We start from the raw sequence: 15,755 nt of genomic DNA, 5'->3' as shown, positions 1-15,755 counted from the left end.
AACGCGAAAACGCCGGTGCAGGGGAACACAGGCGCATGGACGGGGCTGCGGGAGCTCCCTTCAGTGCGTGCCGGACCCGTGCTGGCCACGGAACAATCTGTGGTGCAGCCTGCGCAGCGACCACCATACGCCCAGTGCCACCACGGGAATGGCGACGGCGGCCGTGCTCTCCGGCGACCAGGGCCAGCCCAGCGTCTTGGCGCCCTTGGCCAGGTAGCTGATCAGGCCCGTGAAGTAGTAGGTGATGGCGGCCACGGACAGGCCTTCCACCGTGGACTGCAACTTCAACTGCATGTCCTGGCGCTGGTTCATGGCGCCCAGCAACTGCTGGCTGCTTTGCTGCTGCTCGATCTCCACCCGCGTGCGCAGCAGGCTGCTGACGCGCGAGACGCGCTCGGACAGCGCGTTCTGCCGCCGCGCTGCCCATTCACAGGTGCTGCGCGCCGGCGTCAGGCGCCGGTCCATGAACTCGCGGATGGTCTGTATGCCGTCGATGCGCGATTCCTGGATGTCCTGAATGCGCTTGTCCACCAGTTCGAAATAGGCCGCGCTGGCGGAAAAGCGCGAATGCGTGGTGGCGTATTCGCTCTCCACCTGCCCGGCCAGGCGTGTCAGCCGATCCAGCAGTGCCGGCTCGGCATCGCGGTCGGCAAGACGGATGGAATGGGCCAGGGCCGCCAGATCCCGCTCGGCCGTGGCCAGTACGGCAGCGGCCTGGCGGGCTGCCGGCAGGCCCAGCAGGGCCGCCATGCGGTAGGTCTCGATCTCCAGCAGCCGCTGCACCAGCCGCCCCAGGCGGCGTGGCGACAATGACTCGCCGGCCAGCAGCAGCATGCGCGAGAAGCCATCGGCATGGATGGCGAAGTCGGTGTAGACCTTGCCCGCATCGCCGGCCACGCGCGCACCCACCAGCGTGTCTTCCTGCAGCAGGTGGCGCACCAGATGCGGCTCATTGATTGCCTGCTCCTGCAAGGCCCACAGGTGCAGGCCGCTCAGGCACTGGCCGGGCAAGGCAACCAGCCAGTCGCGCGGCACGTAGTCGATGGCGGCCTCGGGCTCGCGCACATCGTCCATGCCGGCCTGCGACATGGGCTTGCTGAAGGTCCAGCAGACGAACTCCGTGTGCAGTTCCCAGCGCAGGTGAAAGGCGCCCAGGTCGATCAACACATGGGTGGTCGCCGCATCGGGCGGCGGCAGGTGGTGGTTGCGCAGCAGGGTGGCCACATGGGCGCGGCTGGCCTCGCGCTGGGCCGCATCGGTGAGCATCACCACATGGGTGATGGCCAGCGGCGCCTGCATCTCCTCGGCCGGGCGGGCGTGGATCTCGTTGTGCAGCAGCACGCGCTGCGGGTGCTGGGATGACAGTAGTGGGGACATCGTGACCTCGAAAGACTGCGCGCTATTGTGCAGTCACGGGCGCGTCGGCTCCCAGGCATCCGGGATCAACAGCTTTCCACCGGGATCGCTTGTTGACCAAAAAAAAACGGCCCCGAAGGGCCGTCAAGCAACATGGTTGCAACGCTGAGGCGATCAATCCTCTACGAATGCTTCTTCGCGCTTGTTCTTCACTGCAGGCATCAGCACCACCACCAGCAGCACCACGGCGGCGAGCAGCAGGCCGGCCGAGATCGGACGGGTCACGAACACGCTCCAGTCGCCACGCGACAGCAGCAGCGCACGGCGCAGGTTCTCTTCCATCATCGGGCCCAGGATGAAGCCCAGCAGCAAGGGAGCCGGTTCGGTGCCCAGCTTGTGGAACACATAGCCCACGAAGCCGAAGATACCCACCATCCACACGTCCCAGGTGTTGTTGTTGGTACCGTACACGCCGATCGCGCAGAACAGCACGATGGACGGGAACAGCCAGCGGTAGGGCACGGTCAGCAGCTTGATCCAGATGCCGATCAGCGGCAGGTTCAGCACGATCAGCATCAGGTTGCCGATCCACATCGAGGCGATCAGGCCCCAGAACAGCTCGGGGTTGCTGGTCATCACCTGCGGGCCCGGCTGGATGTTGTGGATGGTCATCGCGCCCACCATCAGCGCCATCACGGCGTTGGGCGGAATGCCCAGCGTCAGCAGCGGGATGAAGGAGGTCTGCGAACCGGCGTTGTTGGCCGACTCGGGAGCGCACACGCCGCGGATGTTGCCTTGACCGAAGGGGACTTCGCCCGGCTTGAGCTTGGTCTTCTTCTCGATCGTGTAGGCAGCAAAGGCCGACAGCATGGCACCGCCACCGGGCAGGATACCCAGGGCAGAACCCAGGGCCGTGCCGCGCAGCATGGCCGGAATCATGTGCTTGAAGTCTTCCTTCGTGGGCATCAGGCCCGTCACCTTGGCGGCGAACACTTCGCGCTCGTCTTCAGGCTTGGACAGGTTGGCAATGATTTCGCCGTAGCCGAACACACCCATGGCGATCACGACGAAGTCGATACCGTCGGTCAGCTCGGGAATGTCGAAGCTGTAGCGGGCAACGCCGGAGTTCACGTCGGTGCCGACCATGCCCAGCAGCAGGCCCAGCACGATCATGGCAATGGCCTTGAGCAGCGAGCCCGAAGCCAGCACCACGGCGCCGATCAGGCCCAGGGTCATCAGCGAGAAGTACTCGGCAGGGCCGAACTTGAAGGCGACTTCCGTCAGCGGAGGCGCGAAGGCGGCCAGGATCACGGTGCCCACGCAACCTGCGAAGAACGAGCCTATGCCTGCGGCAGCGAGAGCGGGTCCCGCTCGCCCCTTTCTTGCCATCTGGTAGCCGTCGATCACGGTCACCACGGACGAGGATTCACCAGGCAGGTTCACCAAAATGGCGGTGGTCGAGCCACCGTACTGCGCACCGTAGTAGATACCGGCCAGCATGATCAGCGCCGCCACCGGAGGCAGGGCGTAGGTTGCTGGCAGCAGCATGGCGATCGTTGCCACGGGGCCGATGCCTGGAAGCACGCCGATGAGCGTACCGAGCAGACAGCCGACGAAGCAGTAGATCAGGTTCTGGAAAGTGAAGGCGACGCCGAAGCCGGTCGCCAGGTTCTGAAAAAGTTCCACGGACGATGCTCCTGCTTAACCGGTGATGAAGCTGGGCCAGACGGGGAACTGAAGATTCAGTGCCCACACGAAGGCCACATAGCTGCCCACAGCAAGGACGGTGGACAGAATTGCCACTTCCTTGAACTTGAAGCTATGACCGCCCAGGCTGGCGATGAACACCAGCGCGTAGATGGCGACGATCAGACCGAACTGGGGAATGCCCAGATTGGGAACGCCGACCAGCAGTACGCCGAACGCGAAGTTCGCAGCCAGGACGAAGAACACTTGCTTCCACGCCCACTTGCCGATCTTGTCACCGCCCGAAGGACCCTTGGTCAGGCCGGTGAAGCAGATGGCCGTGCCCAGAATGGACATCAGCACACCCAGGATCAGCGGGAAGTAGCCCGGGCCCATGCGGGCACCGGTGCCGACGGTGTAGTTGGTAGCGCCGATCGCAAAAGCGAGGCCGATAACCAAAAACATCACGCCCGAAAAAAAGTCTTTCTGACTCTTGATTTTCACGAGAATGTCTCCTTACGGAATCACGACCCGGCGATTTTGCGTTCAGAAAAACTGTGTCTGGATGTGGATTCCACCTACAAAGGGCATACCCTCATGTCCTACCCGCATGAATGAAAAAGGGTGCCAGCAGGGGGCACCCGATCCATCCATGGCAAAGGCCTGCGCCAGAGCGGGCACTCACGCTTCAACCCACCAATCGCCTGCCCATCATCCCAGCAAGGGCGTGCTGGCCATGACCTCGTCCAGCGTGGTCACGCCTTCGGCCACGCGCAGGGCACCTGCCAGGCGCAGCGGGCGCATGCCATCCTGCACGGCCTGGCGGCGCAGCGCATCCATGGAAGGCGAGGTGTGGACCTGCTGCTTGAGCGCCTCGCTCACGGTCAGCAGCTCGTACAGCCCCATGCGCCCGCGAAAGCCCGTCATGCGGCACTCCACGCAGCCCACGGGCTTGTAGGGCTGGTAGCTGCCTGACAGTTTCCAGGGCCGCACGGCCTCGGCCAGCGTGGCGGCCGAGGTCTCCTCGTCGCGCTGCTTGCACTGCGGGCACAGCGTGCGCACCAGGCGCTGGGCCAGCACACCGAGCAGCGTGGCATTGATCAGGTAGGGCGGCACGCCCAGCTCCATCAGCCGGCTCACGGCGCTGGGCGCATCGTTGGTGTGCAGCGTGGAGAACACCAGGTGGCCGGTCAGCGCGGCCTGCACGGCCATTTCGGCGGTGGCCAGGTCGCGGATTTCGCCCACCATGATGATGTCCGGGTCCTGGCGCATCAGCGAGCGCAGTCCCTCGGTGAAGCCGAAGTCCAGCTGCGGCTGCACCTGGGTCTGGTTGAAGCTGGGCTCGATCATTTCGATCGGGTCTTCCACGGTGCTGACATTGACCGCCTCCGTGGCCACGCGCTTGAGCGTGGAGTACAGCGTGGTGGTCTTGCCCGAGCCCGTGGGCCCGGTCACGAGGATGATGCCGTGCGGGCGGCGCACCAGCTCGTTCCAGCGCTGGGCGTCATGGCTGGTGAAGCCCAGTGCATCCAGGTCCTTGACCGTGTTGTCGGGATCGAAGATCCGCATCACCAGCTTCTCGCCAAAGGCCGTGGGCAGCGTGGACAGGCGCATTTCCACCTCGTCACCGCGCGGGTTGCGGGTCTTGATGCGGCCATCCTGCGGGCGGCGCTTTTCCACCACGTCCATGCGCCCCAGCAGCTTCACGCGCGAGACCATGGCATTGAGCACGCCCATGGGCACCTGGTAGACCGGGTGGAGCACGCCGTCGATGCGAAAACGGATCACGCCCTGCTCGCGCCGGGGCTCCATGTGGATGTCGCTGGCGCGCTGGTCGAAGGCGTATTGCCACAGCCAGTCCACCACGCGCACCACGCCCTGGTCGTTGGCGTCGAGCTGCTTGCTGCTGTTGCCCAGCTCCACCAGCTGCTCGAAGCTGGCCGCGCTGGCTGCGCCGCCCGCCTTCTCGGCTGCGCGCACCGATTTGGCCAGCGCAAAGAATTCGCCCGTGTAGCGCTTGAGGTCCAGCGGACTGGCCAGCACGCGGCGCACCTTGCGGCGCGCCTGGCGCTCGACCTCGGCCACCCAGTCGTCGATGAAGGGCTCGGCCGTGGCCACCACCACTTCCTGCGGCGATACCTGCACGGGCAGCACCTTGTGGCGCTCGGCATAGCTGGCGCTCATGATTTCGCCGACGCGGCCCGCGTCCACGCGCAGCGGGTCGATGCGCAGGTAGGCCATGCCGCTGCGGGTTGCCAGGTACTGGGTCAGCTCCTCGATGTCCAGCGCGCGCCCGTCACCGGCGCGGGCCACGCCCACGTTGGCCAGCCGGACCAGCGGGTGCTGGGTGCTCTCGGCCTGCGAGCAGCGCGCCACGGTGCGCTGGGCCTCTTCGGCCGTGATCACGCCATCGGCCAGCAGCCACTGCACCAGCCTGCGCCAGTCCAGGGGCCCCGAAGGATTGCTTGGAACAACGGCGAGTTTGGGCTGCGTGGTGGAGGTCGGATCGGACATGGCGTTGGGCCGGAAGCTGAACTGCGCCCTATGGTAAGCCTGCCGGCCGCCCTGCCCGGCCAGCGCCGCTCTACCAGGGCCGTTCTACCAGGGCCGCACGAAGATCTTGGGCCAGCGCGTCGTGGGCAGGTCCCAGCGGGCCTGCACCTGGGCGCTGGCAGCCTGCAGCGCGGCTGGGTCGAGCGCGCGCGGCGTGCGCTGGGCCAGCACCACGGTGTTGCCCTCGCGCGTGGGGCGGAAGGCCCACATGGCCTCTTCGCCAAAGGCTTCGGCCATGCGCGCCAGGCTGCGCTCGTAGCTGGAGGTGCGGCCGAACAGGTTGACGGTCATGATGCCGTCCTCGGTCAGCAGATTGCGGCAGTCGGCATAGAACTCGGCGCTGTCCAGCACGGGCGCGGCCGCATCGTGGTCATAGAGATCAACGGCCAGCGCATCGACCGTGCCCAGCCACTGGCTCTTGCGGATTTCCTGGGCCGCATCGGCCAGGACCACGCGCAGCGTGTCGCTGTCGGGCGGCAGCTTGAACCAGCTGCGGCACACGGCAAGCACCTGCGGGTTCAGCTCGATGGCCGTGGTGCGCATGCGCAGCTTCTTGTGGCAGAACTTGGTGATGGCCGCGGCGCCCAGGCCCAGCTGCATGGCATGGCGGCCGGCCACGCTGGCGGGCTCCATGAACAGCAGCCAGCCCATCATGCGCTGCACGTATTCGAGCTCGATCTCGAACGGCTCGCGTATGCGCATGGAGCCCTGGATCCAGGGCGTGCCCAGGTGCAGGTGGCGCACATCGCCATCGTCGGAGACGCTGACTTCGGGCAGCTCGATGTCTGCGGCGTTGGTGGCGCTGGAGGAAGAGGATGGGGCTGCCTTGGCGGCGCCGCGGGTCTTGCGTATCACGTCGGGAACAGTCAAAAAAATCAGAGCAATTGATGGGCAGCCAGCGCCTCGCGCCAGGCCTGGACCTTGCGCGCGAAACTCCAGCTCGCGTTGGCCGGGCTGGTCGATGGCAGCTTCACGGCGGCCAGGCCCAGCGCCTGCGTGCGGCCGGCATGCTTGTAGCTCTCGCCACCGTTGTGCAGGGCCAGCGTCAGCTGCGGGCAATGCGTGCGCAGCGCCACGAAATCATTCACCTCGGCCGCGCGGATGGCGCTGTCCAGGCTGCCTTCGCGCTCGCAGCTGGCATACACGTCCCACAGGCCCAGGCCGCGGGCCAGCAGCCATTCGCAGCGGCCCGCATAGTCGTCTCGGCCGGGCTGCGGATGCCCGGGCCACAGGGCCTGGAGCAAGGGCCAGAACTGGTTTTGCGGATGGGCATAGTACTGCTGCAATTGCAGCGATCGCAGGCCCGGAAAGCTGCCCAGCACCAGGGCCCGGGTCCGCGCATCGGCCACCGGCGCCAGGCCCTGCCAGCGCGGGGCGCCGGGGGGCGGCAGGTCGGGAACGGTCAAGGACATGGCCGGCATTGTCGCCCAGCGGTCGCCGGGCTGCTGGCAGCGGGCGGCAAGACCGCTCAGGTTCAGGTTCCGCGCAAGCCTGGTTCAGGCCATGGCGGGCAGGCCTCGCAGCGCGGCACGCGCGTTGCGGCCCGTGGCCTCGGCCAGGGCCTGGGGCGTGATGCCGCGCAACTGCGCAATCACGTCCGCAATGCGTGCCAGCTCGGCCGGCGTGTTGCGGCCCTGGGCCTGGCCCTGGGCACGCTGCCCGGCCGTGGTGTAGAGCCAGTGCGGCGGAATGTCGGGGGCATCGGTTTCCAGCACCAGCGCATCCAGCGGCAGGGCGGCTGCCAGCTCGCGCAGCTTGAGCGCCCGGTCATAGGTCACGGCCCCGCCAAAGCCCAGCTTGAAGCCCAGGTCGATGAAGGCCTGGGCCTGCTGCACGCTGCCGTTGAAGGCATGGGCAATGCCGCCCGCCACAGGCCGCGCGCGCAGGGTCTTGAGCAGCCGGTCGCTGGATTTGCGCACATGCAGGATGACGGGCAGGTCGAACTCGCGCGCCAGCGCGATCTGCTGCTCGTAGAACCAGATCTGCCGGTCCGCATCCAGCCCGGGCACGAAGAAGTCCAGGCCGATCTCGCCCACGGCCACCAGTTGCGCATCGCCGCGCAGCCGCGCCAGCGTCTCGCGCAATGCGGCAATGTCCTGCTCGCGGGCATTGGGCGTGTACAGCGGATGGATGCCCAGCGCATAGCTGTCGCCATGGCGCCGCGCCAGCGCCACCACCGTGTCCCAGTGCTCGCGCGCCACGGCCGGAATCACCAGATGTGCAACGCCGGCCTCGGCCGCCTGCGCGCGCACGGCATCGCGGTCGGCATCGAATTCAGGGGCGTCGAGGTGGCAATGGGTGTCTATCCAGGCGGGCATGGCCGCATCATGCCACCGGCCTGCACCCAGCCCGCCAGAGGCAGGCAATGCGTAAACCAAGGGCAAACCCTGGGCTTATTGCGAGCTGGCTCCATTTGACAAAATCAATACCCGAAACACTTGGCGGTCCATATAAATACATAAAGAAACATTTACATCCCCGCGTCGAGCTCTCGCAACACCGGCAGGCATTCTTTGGAGAGAGGAATTTCCCATGAAGCGCTCAGCATGGAGTCGGATCCTGGACCTGGGTGGCGCACGCCGCCAGGCGGAACTGGATGGGCAGTTGGCAGCCATCCACAAGTCCCAGGCCGTGATCGAGTTCGACCTGCAAGGCCATGTGCTGGCCGCCAACCAGAACTTCCTGGACACCATGGGCTATGAGGAAGGCGAGGTCATCGGCCAGCACCACCGCATGTTCGTGGACCACCAGATGAGCGAGTCGCCCGAATACACGGCGTTCTGGCAGCGCCTGGGCAGCGGCATCCACGACGCGGGGCGCTACCGCCGCATTGCCAAGGACGGGCGCGATGTCTGGCTGCAGGCCAGCTACAACCCCATCTTCGATCGCCATGGCAGGCCCTTCAAGGTGGTGAAGTACGCTACCGACATCACCGAGCAGCAGCGCCGCAACGCCGACGCCGAAGGCCAGCTGGCCGCCATCTCCAAGGTGCAGGCCATCATCGAGTTCGACCTGCAGGGCAACATCCTGCATGCCAACCGCCTGTTCCTGCAGGCCATGGGCTACACGCTGGATGAGGTCACGGGACGGCACCACAGCATGTTCGTCCAGCCCCATGAACGCCACAGCCCCGAATACGCGCAGTTCTGGCGCAAGCTGGCCAGCGGCCAGCACGATGCGGGCCAGTACCTGCGCATCGGCAAGCACGGCCGCCAGGTCTGGATCGAGGCCAGCTACAACCCCATCCTCGACGCCGATGGCCGGCCGTTCAAGGTGGTCAAGTACGCCCGCGATATCACGCGCCGCTTCACGGCTGCGCAGACCCTGGGCGAGGCCATGCAGGGCCTGAGCGAAAGCGCCGAGCACGCAGGCCAGGCCAACGAACTGGCCCGCCAGGCTTGCCTGGTGGCCGAGCAGGGCGGGCGCACGGTGCACGAGGTCATGGGCACCATGGAGTCCATCAGCGCCAGCTCGCGCAAGATCAGCGACATCATCGGCGTGATGGACGGCATCGCCTTCCAGACCAATATCCTCGCGCTCAACGCTGCCGTGGAGGCGGCCCGCGCAGGCGAGCAGGGCCGGGGCTTTGCCGTGGTGGCGGGCGAGGTACGGGCACTTGCACAGAACAGCGCCGCCGCCGCCAAGGAAATCAAGCAGCTCATCCACACCTCGGTGGAGCAGGTGGCACTGGGCGCCAATCAGGTGCGCCAGGCCGGCGGCACCATGCAGGAGATCGTGGACTCCTCGCACCAGGTCACGGCCATCATGGGCGATGTGGTGCAGGCGTCCATGGCCCAGTCGGCACGCCTGCGCGAGGTGACGGCCGACCTGACGGCGCAGAGCGCGGCCGTCGCGGATGCATCCAGGGACCAGGCGCAGCGCAAGCCGCTGCCGGCATCCATCGTTCCCGCTGCGCCGCAGATCAAGTCGGCCCCGGCAGCGGCCGTGCTTCCCGTAGGCGCCCAGCGCCTGCCGGGCACCTTGCTGCGCATGGCCTGAGGCCACACCCAGGCCTGCCGGTCAGGCCAGTTGGCCCTGCACCAGGCGCACCATGCGGTCGCAGCGCGCCGCCAGCTGCTCATCGTGGGTGACCATGACGAAGGCCGTGCCATGGCTGCGCGCCAGCTCCAGCATCAGGCGGAACACGGTGTCGGCCGTGCTGCGGTCCAGGTTGCCCGTGGGCTCGTCGGCCAGCACGCAGGCCGGCTGGGTGACCAGGGCGCGGGCAATGGCCACGCGCTGGCGCTCGCCCCCCGACAGTTCAGCCGGACGGTGCAGCATGCGTTCGCCCAGGCCCACGGCCGCCAGCATGCGCGCGGCGCGCTCCATGCACTCGGCCCTGTCGTCGCGGCGTATGCGCAGCGGCATGGCCACGTTGTCCTGGGCGCTGAATTCGGGCAGCAGATGGTGGAACTGGTAGATGAAGCCCAGGTGCCGGTTGCGCAGCGCGCCCTGCTTCTGGGCGCTGAGTTCATGCAGGGGCTCGCCCTTGAGGGTGACGCTGCCGCTGGTGGGGGCGTCCAGCCCGCCCAGCAGGTGCAGCAGCGTGCTCTTGCCCGAACCCGAGGCGCCGACAATGGCCAGCGTCTCGCCCGCACGCACCTGCAGGTCGACACCTGCCAGCACCTGCACGTTGAGCCGTCCTTCGGCAAAGCGCTTGGTCAGGCCGCGCGCATCCAGGACCACGGCGCCCTGCTGGGACACTTCGAAACCGGGCATCACATTCACTTCATTCATAGCGCAGCGCCTCGGCGGGGTTCACGCGGCTGGCGCGCCAGCTGGGATAGATGGTGGCGACAAAGGCCAGGACCAGGGAGATCACGGCGATGGGCATGATGTCGCTGTACTGCGGATCGCTGGGCATCTTGCTGATCAGGTAGATGTCCTTGGGCAGGAAGTTGGCGTGCAGCAGGCGCTCGATGGCCGGCACGATGACATCGATGTTGAAGGCGATGCCCAGGCCCAGCAGCAGGCCCGCGAAGGTGCCGATGACGCCCACCATGGCGCCCTGCACCATGAAGATGCCCATGATGCTGGACGGCGAGGCACCCAGCGTGCGCAGGATGGCGATGTCGGCGCGCTTGTCGGTCACCGTCATCACCAGCGTGGACACGAGGTTGAACGCGGCCACGGCCACGATGAGCGTGAGGATGATGAACATCATGCGTTTTTCCAGCTGCACGGCCGCGAACCAGGTGCGGTTCTGCTGGGTCCAGTCGCGGATCAGCAGGCGGTCGGTGATGGTGTGGGCCAGTTCCATGGCCACGCGCGGCGCTTCGTGCAGGTCCTTGAGCTTCAGGCGGATGCCAGTCGGCCCTTCCAGGCGGAACAGGCGCTGCGCGTCCTCGTAATGCATCATCACCAGGGCCGAGTCGTATTCGTAGTGGCCGGAGTCGAAGGTGCCGACCACATGCATCTGCTTGAGGCGCGGCACCACGCCGGCCGGCGTGACCTGGCCGCCCGGGGCGATCAGCGTGACCATGTCGCCCTGGCGCACGCCCAGCGAGCGCGCCAGCTCCACACCCAGCACCACGTTGAATTCGCCGGGCACCAGGCGCTTGAGCACCTCGGCATTGGTGGCGGCCACGTCGGTGACCTCGCCCTCGCGCGCCGGGTCGATGCCGCGCACCAGGGTGCCCTTCATGTCCTCGCCACGCGCCAGCAGCGCCTGGGCCGCGACGAAGGGGGCGGCGCCCAGCACATCGGGGTTGGCGCGCGCCTCGCGCATGGTGCGCTCCAGATCGGGCAGCGCCGCGCCCTGGGGCGCGAAGATCTCGATGTGCGAGACCACGCTGAGCATGCGGTCGCGCACTTCCTTCTGGAAGCCGTTCATCACGCTGAGCACGATGATCAGCGCCGCCACACCGAGGGCGATGCCCAGCATGGAGACGCCGGAGATGAACGAGATGAAGCCGTTGCGGCGCGTGGCACGCCCCGCCCGGGTGTAGCGCCAGCCGACGGCCAGTTCGTAGGGAAATTGCATGGGCATGCATTGTGTCATCGCCCACAGGCCCTGCATGGCGGCAGGCTTTGCCGTCGGCGTGTCAGCGCCGGTGCCGTCCGCGGTCCACACGCGGCAGGGCGTCGTAGCGGCCCTCTGCCTCCAGCGTCAGCGCATGGCGCTGCAGCCTGGCCAGCAAGGTATCGAATTGTGCGAGCTCCTCGTCGCTGAGCACGGACACCAGGTCCAGGTGGATCTGGGCCATGCGCGGCAGGATCAGGCCGTACATGCGCCGCCCCTCGGCCGTCAGCGACACGGCCACGCGGCGGCGGTCGCCGGGCATGGGGCTGCGCTGCACCCAGCCCTTTTCCTCCAGCCCGCTGAGGGCGCGCGAGGTGCGTGCGCGGTCCAGCTGCGCGCGTTCGGCCAGCTCCGACGACAGCAGGCCCTCGTTGGCAGCCACCGTGGCCATCACGCCCCACTCGCGGCGCGTGATGCCGAAATGCGCCTCGCACATGCGCATGGCCACGCCGCCCGCTGCACCGAAGTAGCGGTTGATGCGAAACAGCAGCATCTGCTGGATGGAGGTGGGAGCGGGACGGGTATTCACGGGGAACAGTTGATTAGATCAATTGCTGCGGGGACTTCTACAGTGGCCCCGTCCGGAAAGGAGACAACGGGAGCCACCGTCCGGAGCCGGCCTGGGGATTCTCGCAAAGCCCGGCGCCCCCGCAGCGCAGAAAGTTCGCCACCATGTTTTCCCTGTTCCAAGCCACCCATGCCACCCATGCCTTGCGCAGCCCGCTGCTGCGGGCCGGCCTGGCCCTTCTGCTGGGCCTGGGCTCCGGCGCTGGCGCCCGGGCCGATGCGGCCGCCGATGCCTCGGCCTGGCCCGCCAAACCCGTGCGCATCGTCGTCGCCTTCGCGCCCGCCGGCGCCGCCGACATCCTGGCGCGCAGCCTGGGCGAGGTACTGCAGCGTGAACTCAAACAGCCCTTCGTCGTGGACAACCGGCCCGGCGCGGGCGGCAACATCGGCACCGACAACGCGGCCAAGGCGCCCGGCGACGGCTATACGCTGCTGGTCGGCATAGACACGACCTTCACCGTCAATCCCTTCATCTACAAGAGCATGCCGTTCAAGGGCACGGACCTGCGTCCCGTGATGATGATTGCCTCGCAGGGAATGATGGTGGCCGTCAACCCGCGCACCGGCCTCAGGACCCTGGACCAGTTCATCGCCCAGGGCAAGAGAAGCGGCCTGACGCTGGGCTCGGCCGGCTACGGCACGCCGGGCCACCTGGCCTCGGCCATCCTGACCCATGCCACGGGCGCCAAGGTCAGCCACGTGCCCTACAAGGGCAACGCCCCGGCCAGCACGGCCGTGCTGGCGGGCGAGGTGGACGGCGGCATCATCAGCTCCTCGGCCATGCTGGGCCAGGTGGCGGCCGGCAAGGTCGTGCCGCTGGCCGTGACCACGCGCCAGCGCAACCCGCTGGTGCCCGGCGTGCCCACCGTGGGCGAGCTGGGCCACAAGGACCTGGAGCAGGAAGTGCTGTTCGCCCTGTGGGTGCCTGCCGCCACGCCCGAGCCCCTGGTCGCAAGAATCCAGTCCGCGCTGGAAAAGGCCATGAAGGATCCGGCCCTGCGCGAGCGCATGCGCGCCAACGACCTGTTCTACGAAGGCCTGACCGGCCCGGCCGCCGCCGAACGCATACAGGCGCTGGCCGACCGCTACCGGACCGTGATCCAGTCCACCAGAATGAAGATGGAATGAGCGCCGCCGCTTCCCGCCCACAACCCTGCACAGAGCGCATGTCCATGTCCCGTCCCAATATCCTTTTCATCGTGGCCGACGACCTCGGCTATGCCGACCTCGGCTGCTACGGCGGCCGCGCGGCCGACTTCGGAGCGGTGTCCCCGGTGCTCGACCGCCTGGCCGCCAGCGGCCTCAGGCTCACCCAGGGCTATGCCAACTCGCCCGTGTGCTCTCCCACGCGCTTTGCCCTGGCCACGGCGCGCTACCAGTACCGCCTGCGCGGTGCGGCCGAGGAGCCCATCAACAGCAAGACACGCGGCACGCCGCTGGGCGAGAAGCTGGGCCTGCCGCCGGACATGCCCACCGTGGCCTCCATGCTCAGGGATGCGGGCTACCGCACGGCGCTGATCGGCAAATGGCACCTGGGCTACCCGCCGCACTTCGGCCCGCTGCGCTCGGGCTACGAGGAATACTTCGGCCCCATGTCGGGCGGCGTGGACTACTTCACCCACCTGAGCAGCTCGGGCCAGCACGACCTGTGGGTGGGCGAGGAGGAGCACCATGACGAGGGCTACCTGACCGACCTGCTGTCGCAGCGCAGCGTGGACTTCGTCCACCGCATGGCCCAAGGCGATGCGCCCTTCTTCCTGAGCCTGCACTACACGGCGCCACACTGGCCCTGGGAAACGCGCGATGACCGCAGCACGGCCGAGGCGCTGGGCGCAGGCATTGCCCACCTGGACGGCGGCAACATCCACCAGTACCGCCGCATGATCCACCACATGGACGAAGGCATAGGCTGGATCGTCGAGGCGCTGCGCGCCAACGGGCAGCTGGACAACACCCTCATCGTCTTCACCAGCGACAACGGCGGCGAACGCTTCTCCGACAACTGGCCCCTGGTCGGCGGCAAGATGGACCTGACCGAGGGCGGCATACGCGTGCCCTGGATCGCGCACTGGCCGGCCGTGATCGCACCCGGCCGCAGCAGCACCCAGCACTGCATGAGCATGGACTGGTCGGCCACGGTGCTGGATGCCGCCGGCGTGCAGGCGCCAAAGGGCCATGCGCTGGACGGCATCTCGCTGCTGCCCGTGCTGCGCGCCGAAGATGCCGAATTCCCGCGCACCCTGCACTGGCGCATGAAGCACCGGGGCCAACGTGCCCTGCGCGATGGCGACTGGAAGTACCTGCGCGTGGACGGCATCGACTACCTGTTCGACCTTGCCGCCGACGAGCGCGAGCGCGCCAACCAGGCAGTGCGCGCGCCCGAGCGTCTGGCCGCCATGCGCAGCGCCTGGGAAGACTGGAACCAGGGCATGCCGCCCATCCCCGAGGACGCCACGGTCAGCCTGGTCTCTTCGGCCCGCGACATGCCCCAGCGCTGAACCGCGCTCCAAGGGGAAAAACGGAGGCGCCGGCACTGCGGCACCCCATGCCCGACAATAGCGGCCATGCTTTTGACCGCGCCCCTGGTGTCCTCCACCCAAGCCCCGCTGGAGGAAACGACCGAATGGATCATTCCCTATGCCGGCGGTCCGTCCTCGGATGCAGCGGATGACGCTGCCGTCGCGGCCGTCTGGGGCGGACTGGAGCTGCCCCATCTCCAATCCCTGCTGGCGCTGATGCAGCCCGCGCCCGCACAGACCGGCACGGAGATGGATTTTTCTCCCCCCCACGAACGCGCCCTGGCGCGCTCGCTGGGCCTGCCCGATGCGCCGGGCCTGATTGCCTGGGCCGCCTGGCAGGCCGGTGAGACGGCGCAGGCCTGCGCCTATGTCACGCCCTGCCACTGGCACATAGGCGCAGACCAGGTCCACCAGAGCGATCCCGCCACCACACCCCTCAGCGATGAGGAATCCCGCCAGCTGCTGGCCCTGCTGGCGCCCTGGTTCGCTGACGACGGCATCGTGCTGGAGTACCAGCAGCCGCAGCGCTGGCTAGCGCGCGGTGCGCTGTTCGATGACCTGGCCACGGCCTCCATGGACCGCGTCATCGGCCGCGACGTGCGGCCCTGGCTGCCCGATGCGCAGCAGGCGCGCGCCCTGCACCGCCTGCAAAGCGAGGTGCAGATGCTGCTCTACACCCATGTCTTCAACGATGCCCGCGCCGCCCGCGGCCAGGTGCCCATCAACGCCTTCTGGGTCCACGGCGCCGGGCGCCTGCAGCCCGGCACGGCCACCGGCGCCAAGGCCGCCGTGCAATGCCTGGACGACCTTCACGCCGCAGCCCTGCAGGGCAACCCCGCTGCGTGGCGCGAGGCCTGGAAGGCGCTGGACGCCGGGCTCATCGCCCGCCTGCTGGAGCGCGTGCGCGCAGGCCACCCGCTCACGCTGACGCTGTGCGGCGAACGCCATGCCATCGCATGGAGCAGCCGCCCGCCGCGCTGGCTGGACAGGCTGACGGGCCTTTTCGGCCCCCGCGCCCTGCCTGACCTGGGCCGCATGCTCTGACACATTGC

14 protein-coding genes are annotated in these 15,755 nt (G+C 67.7%); 4 read left to right on the top strand and 10 right to left on the bottom strand.

Features of this window, described 5'->3' with window-relative positions:
- Window positions 1–60: 60 nt before the first annotated feature.
- From AC57B5_RS25080 to AC57B5_RS25050, 7 genes are all read right to left on the bottom strand, one after another.
- Entirely contained in the window at window positions 61–1,377 is a 1,317-nt protein-coding gene (locus AC57B5_RS25080) for a DUF3422 family protein (RefSeq protein WP_496400553.1), read from the bottom strand.
- A 153-nt stretch (window positions 1,378–1,530) separates the two neighbouring features.
- A complete protein-coding gene (locus AC57B5_RS25075) occupies window positions 1,531–3,042 on the bottom strand; it encodes a tripartite tricarboxylate transporter permease (RefSeq protein WP_012207191.1) in 1,512 nt (503 codons plus the stop codon).
- 15 nt (window positions 3,043–3,057) lie between these two features.
- Window positions 3,058–3,546, bottom strand: coding sequence for a tripartite tricarboxylate transporter TctB family protein (locus AC57B5_RS25070; protein WP_013800891.1), 489 nt, complete (start codon window positions 3,544–3,546; stop codon window positions 3,058–3,060).
- Between the two features lie 207 nt (window positions 3,547–3,753).
- Window positions 3,754–5,556, bottom strand: a complete 1,803-nt coding sequence (tfpB, locus tag AC57B5_RS25065; protein WP_496400552.1) for a type IV pilus assembly ATPase TfpB — start codon at window positions 5,554–5,556, stop codon at window positions 3,754–3,756.
- A gap of 84 nt (window positions 5,557–5,640) precedes the next feature.
- A complete protein-coding gene (locus AC57B5_RS25060) occupies window positions 5,641–6,450 on the bottom strand; it encodes a class I SAM-dependent methyltransferase (protein WP_063328195.1) in 810 nt (269 codons plus the stop codon).
- Window positions 6,451–6,470: 20 nt separating this feature from the next.
- A complete protein-coding gene (locus AC57B5_RS25055; RefSeq protein ID WP_141834973.1) occupies window positions 6,471–7,016 on the bottom strand; it encodes a DNA-deoxyinosine glycosylase in 546 nt (181 codons plus the stop codon).
- A gap of 75 nt (window positions 7,017–7,091) precedes the next feature.
- On the bottom strand, window positions 7,092–7,913 hold the full coding sequence (locus AC57B5_RS25050) for a TatD family hydrolase (protein ID WP_199960318.1): 822 nt from the start codon (window positions 7,911–7,913) through the stop codon (window positions 7,092–7,094).
- Window positions 7,914–8,127: 214 nt separating this feature from the next.
- Between AC57B5_RS25050 and AC57B5_RS25045 the strand changes: the two genes are divergently transcribed.
- Window positions 8,128–9,594: a methyl-accepting chemotaxis protein gene (locus AC57B5_RS25045; RefSeq protein ID WP_496400551.1), complete on the top strand. Its 1,467-nt coding sequence runs from the start codon at window positions 8,128–8,130 to the stop codon at window positions 9,592–9,594.
- 21 nt (window positions 9,595–9,615) lie between these two features.
- On the opposite strand, the gene lolD is transcribed toward AC57B5_RS25045, so the two are convergent.
- The 3 genes from lolD to AC57B5_RS25030 form a co-directional block, all read right to left on the bottom strand.
- Window positions 9,616–10,332: a lipoprotein-releasing ABC transporter ATP-binding protein LolD gene (lolD, locus tag AC57B5_RS25040; RefSeq protein WP_013800885.1), complete on the bottom strand. Its 717-nt coding sequence runs from the start codon at window positions 10,330–10,332 to the stop codon at window positions 9,616–9,618.
- Entirely contained in the window at window positions 10,325–11,578 is a 1,254-nt protein-coding gene (locus AC57B5_RS25035; protein WP_063328596.1) for a lipoprotein-releasing ABC transporter permease subunit, read from the bottom strand. The genes lolD and AC57B5_RS25035 overlap by 8 nt, the downstream gene beginning before the upstream one ends.
- A gap of 61 nt (window positions 11,579–11,639) precedes the next feature.
- The gene (locus AC57B5_RS25030; protein WP_034396824.1) at window positions 11,640–12,110 is read right to left on the bottom strand and encodes a MarR family winged helix-turn-helix transcriptional regulator; all 471 of its coding nucleotides are present in this window, start codon (window positions 12,108–12,110) and stop codon (window positions 11,640–11,642) included.
- A 179-nt stretch (window positions 12,111–12,289) separates the two neighbouring features.
- Between AC57B5_RS25030 and AC57B5_RS25025 the strand changes: the two genes are divergently transcribed.
- The 3 genes from AC57B5_RS25025 to AC57B5_RS25015 all read left to right on the top strand — a co-directional run bounded on the left by AC57B5_RS25025 (window position 12,290) and on the right by AC57B5_RS25015 (window position 15,747).
- Window positions 12,290–13,312, top strand: coding sequence for a tripartite tricarboxylate transporter substrate binding protein (locus tag AC57B5_RS25025; protein WP_496400550.1), 1,023 nt, complete (start codon window positions 12,290–12,292; stop codon window positions 13,310–13,312).
- 44 nt (window positions 13,313–13,356) lie between these two features.
- Window positions 13,357–14,682 carry a sulfatase family protein gene (locus tag AC57B5_RS25020; protein WP_496400549.1) on the top strand — a complete coding sequence of 442 codons (1,326 nt, stop codon included), beginning with the start codon at window positions 13,357–13,359 and terminating at the stop codon, window positions 14,680–14,682.
- Window positions 14,683–14,748: 66 nt separating this feature from the next.
- The gene (locus tag AC57B5_RS25015; RefSeq protein ID WP_063328199.1) at window positions 14,749–15,747 is read left to right on the top strand and encodes a hypothetical protein; all 999 of its coding nucleotides are present in this window, start codon (window positions 14,749–14,751) and stop codon (window positions 15,745–15,747) included.
- The last annotated feature ends 8 nt before the right edge of the window (window positions 15,748–15,755 follow it).

Source organism: Delftia sp. BGA-UO-ETr-SB1 (genome assembly GCF_059567865.1).
Note: the sequence above shows the minus strand (reverse complement) of the source record. Positions and strands in the feature narration are given on the sequence as shown.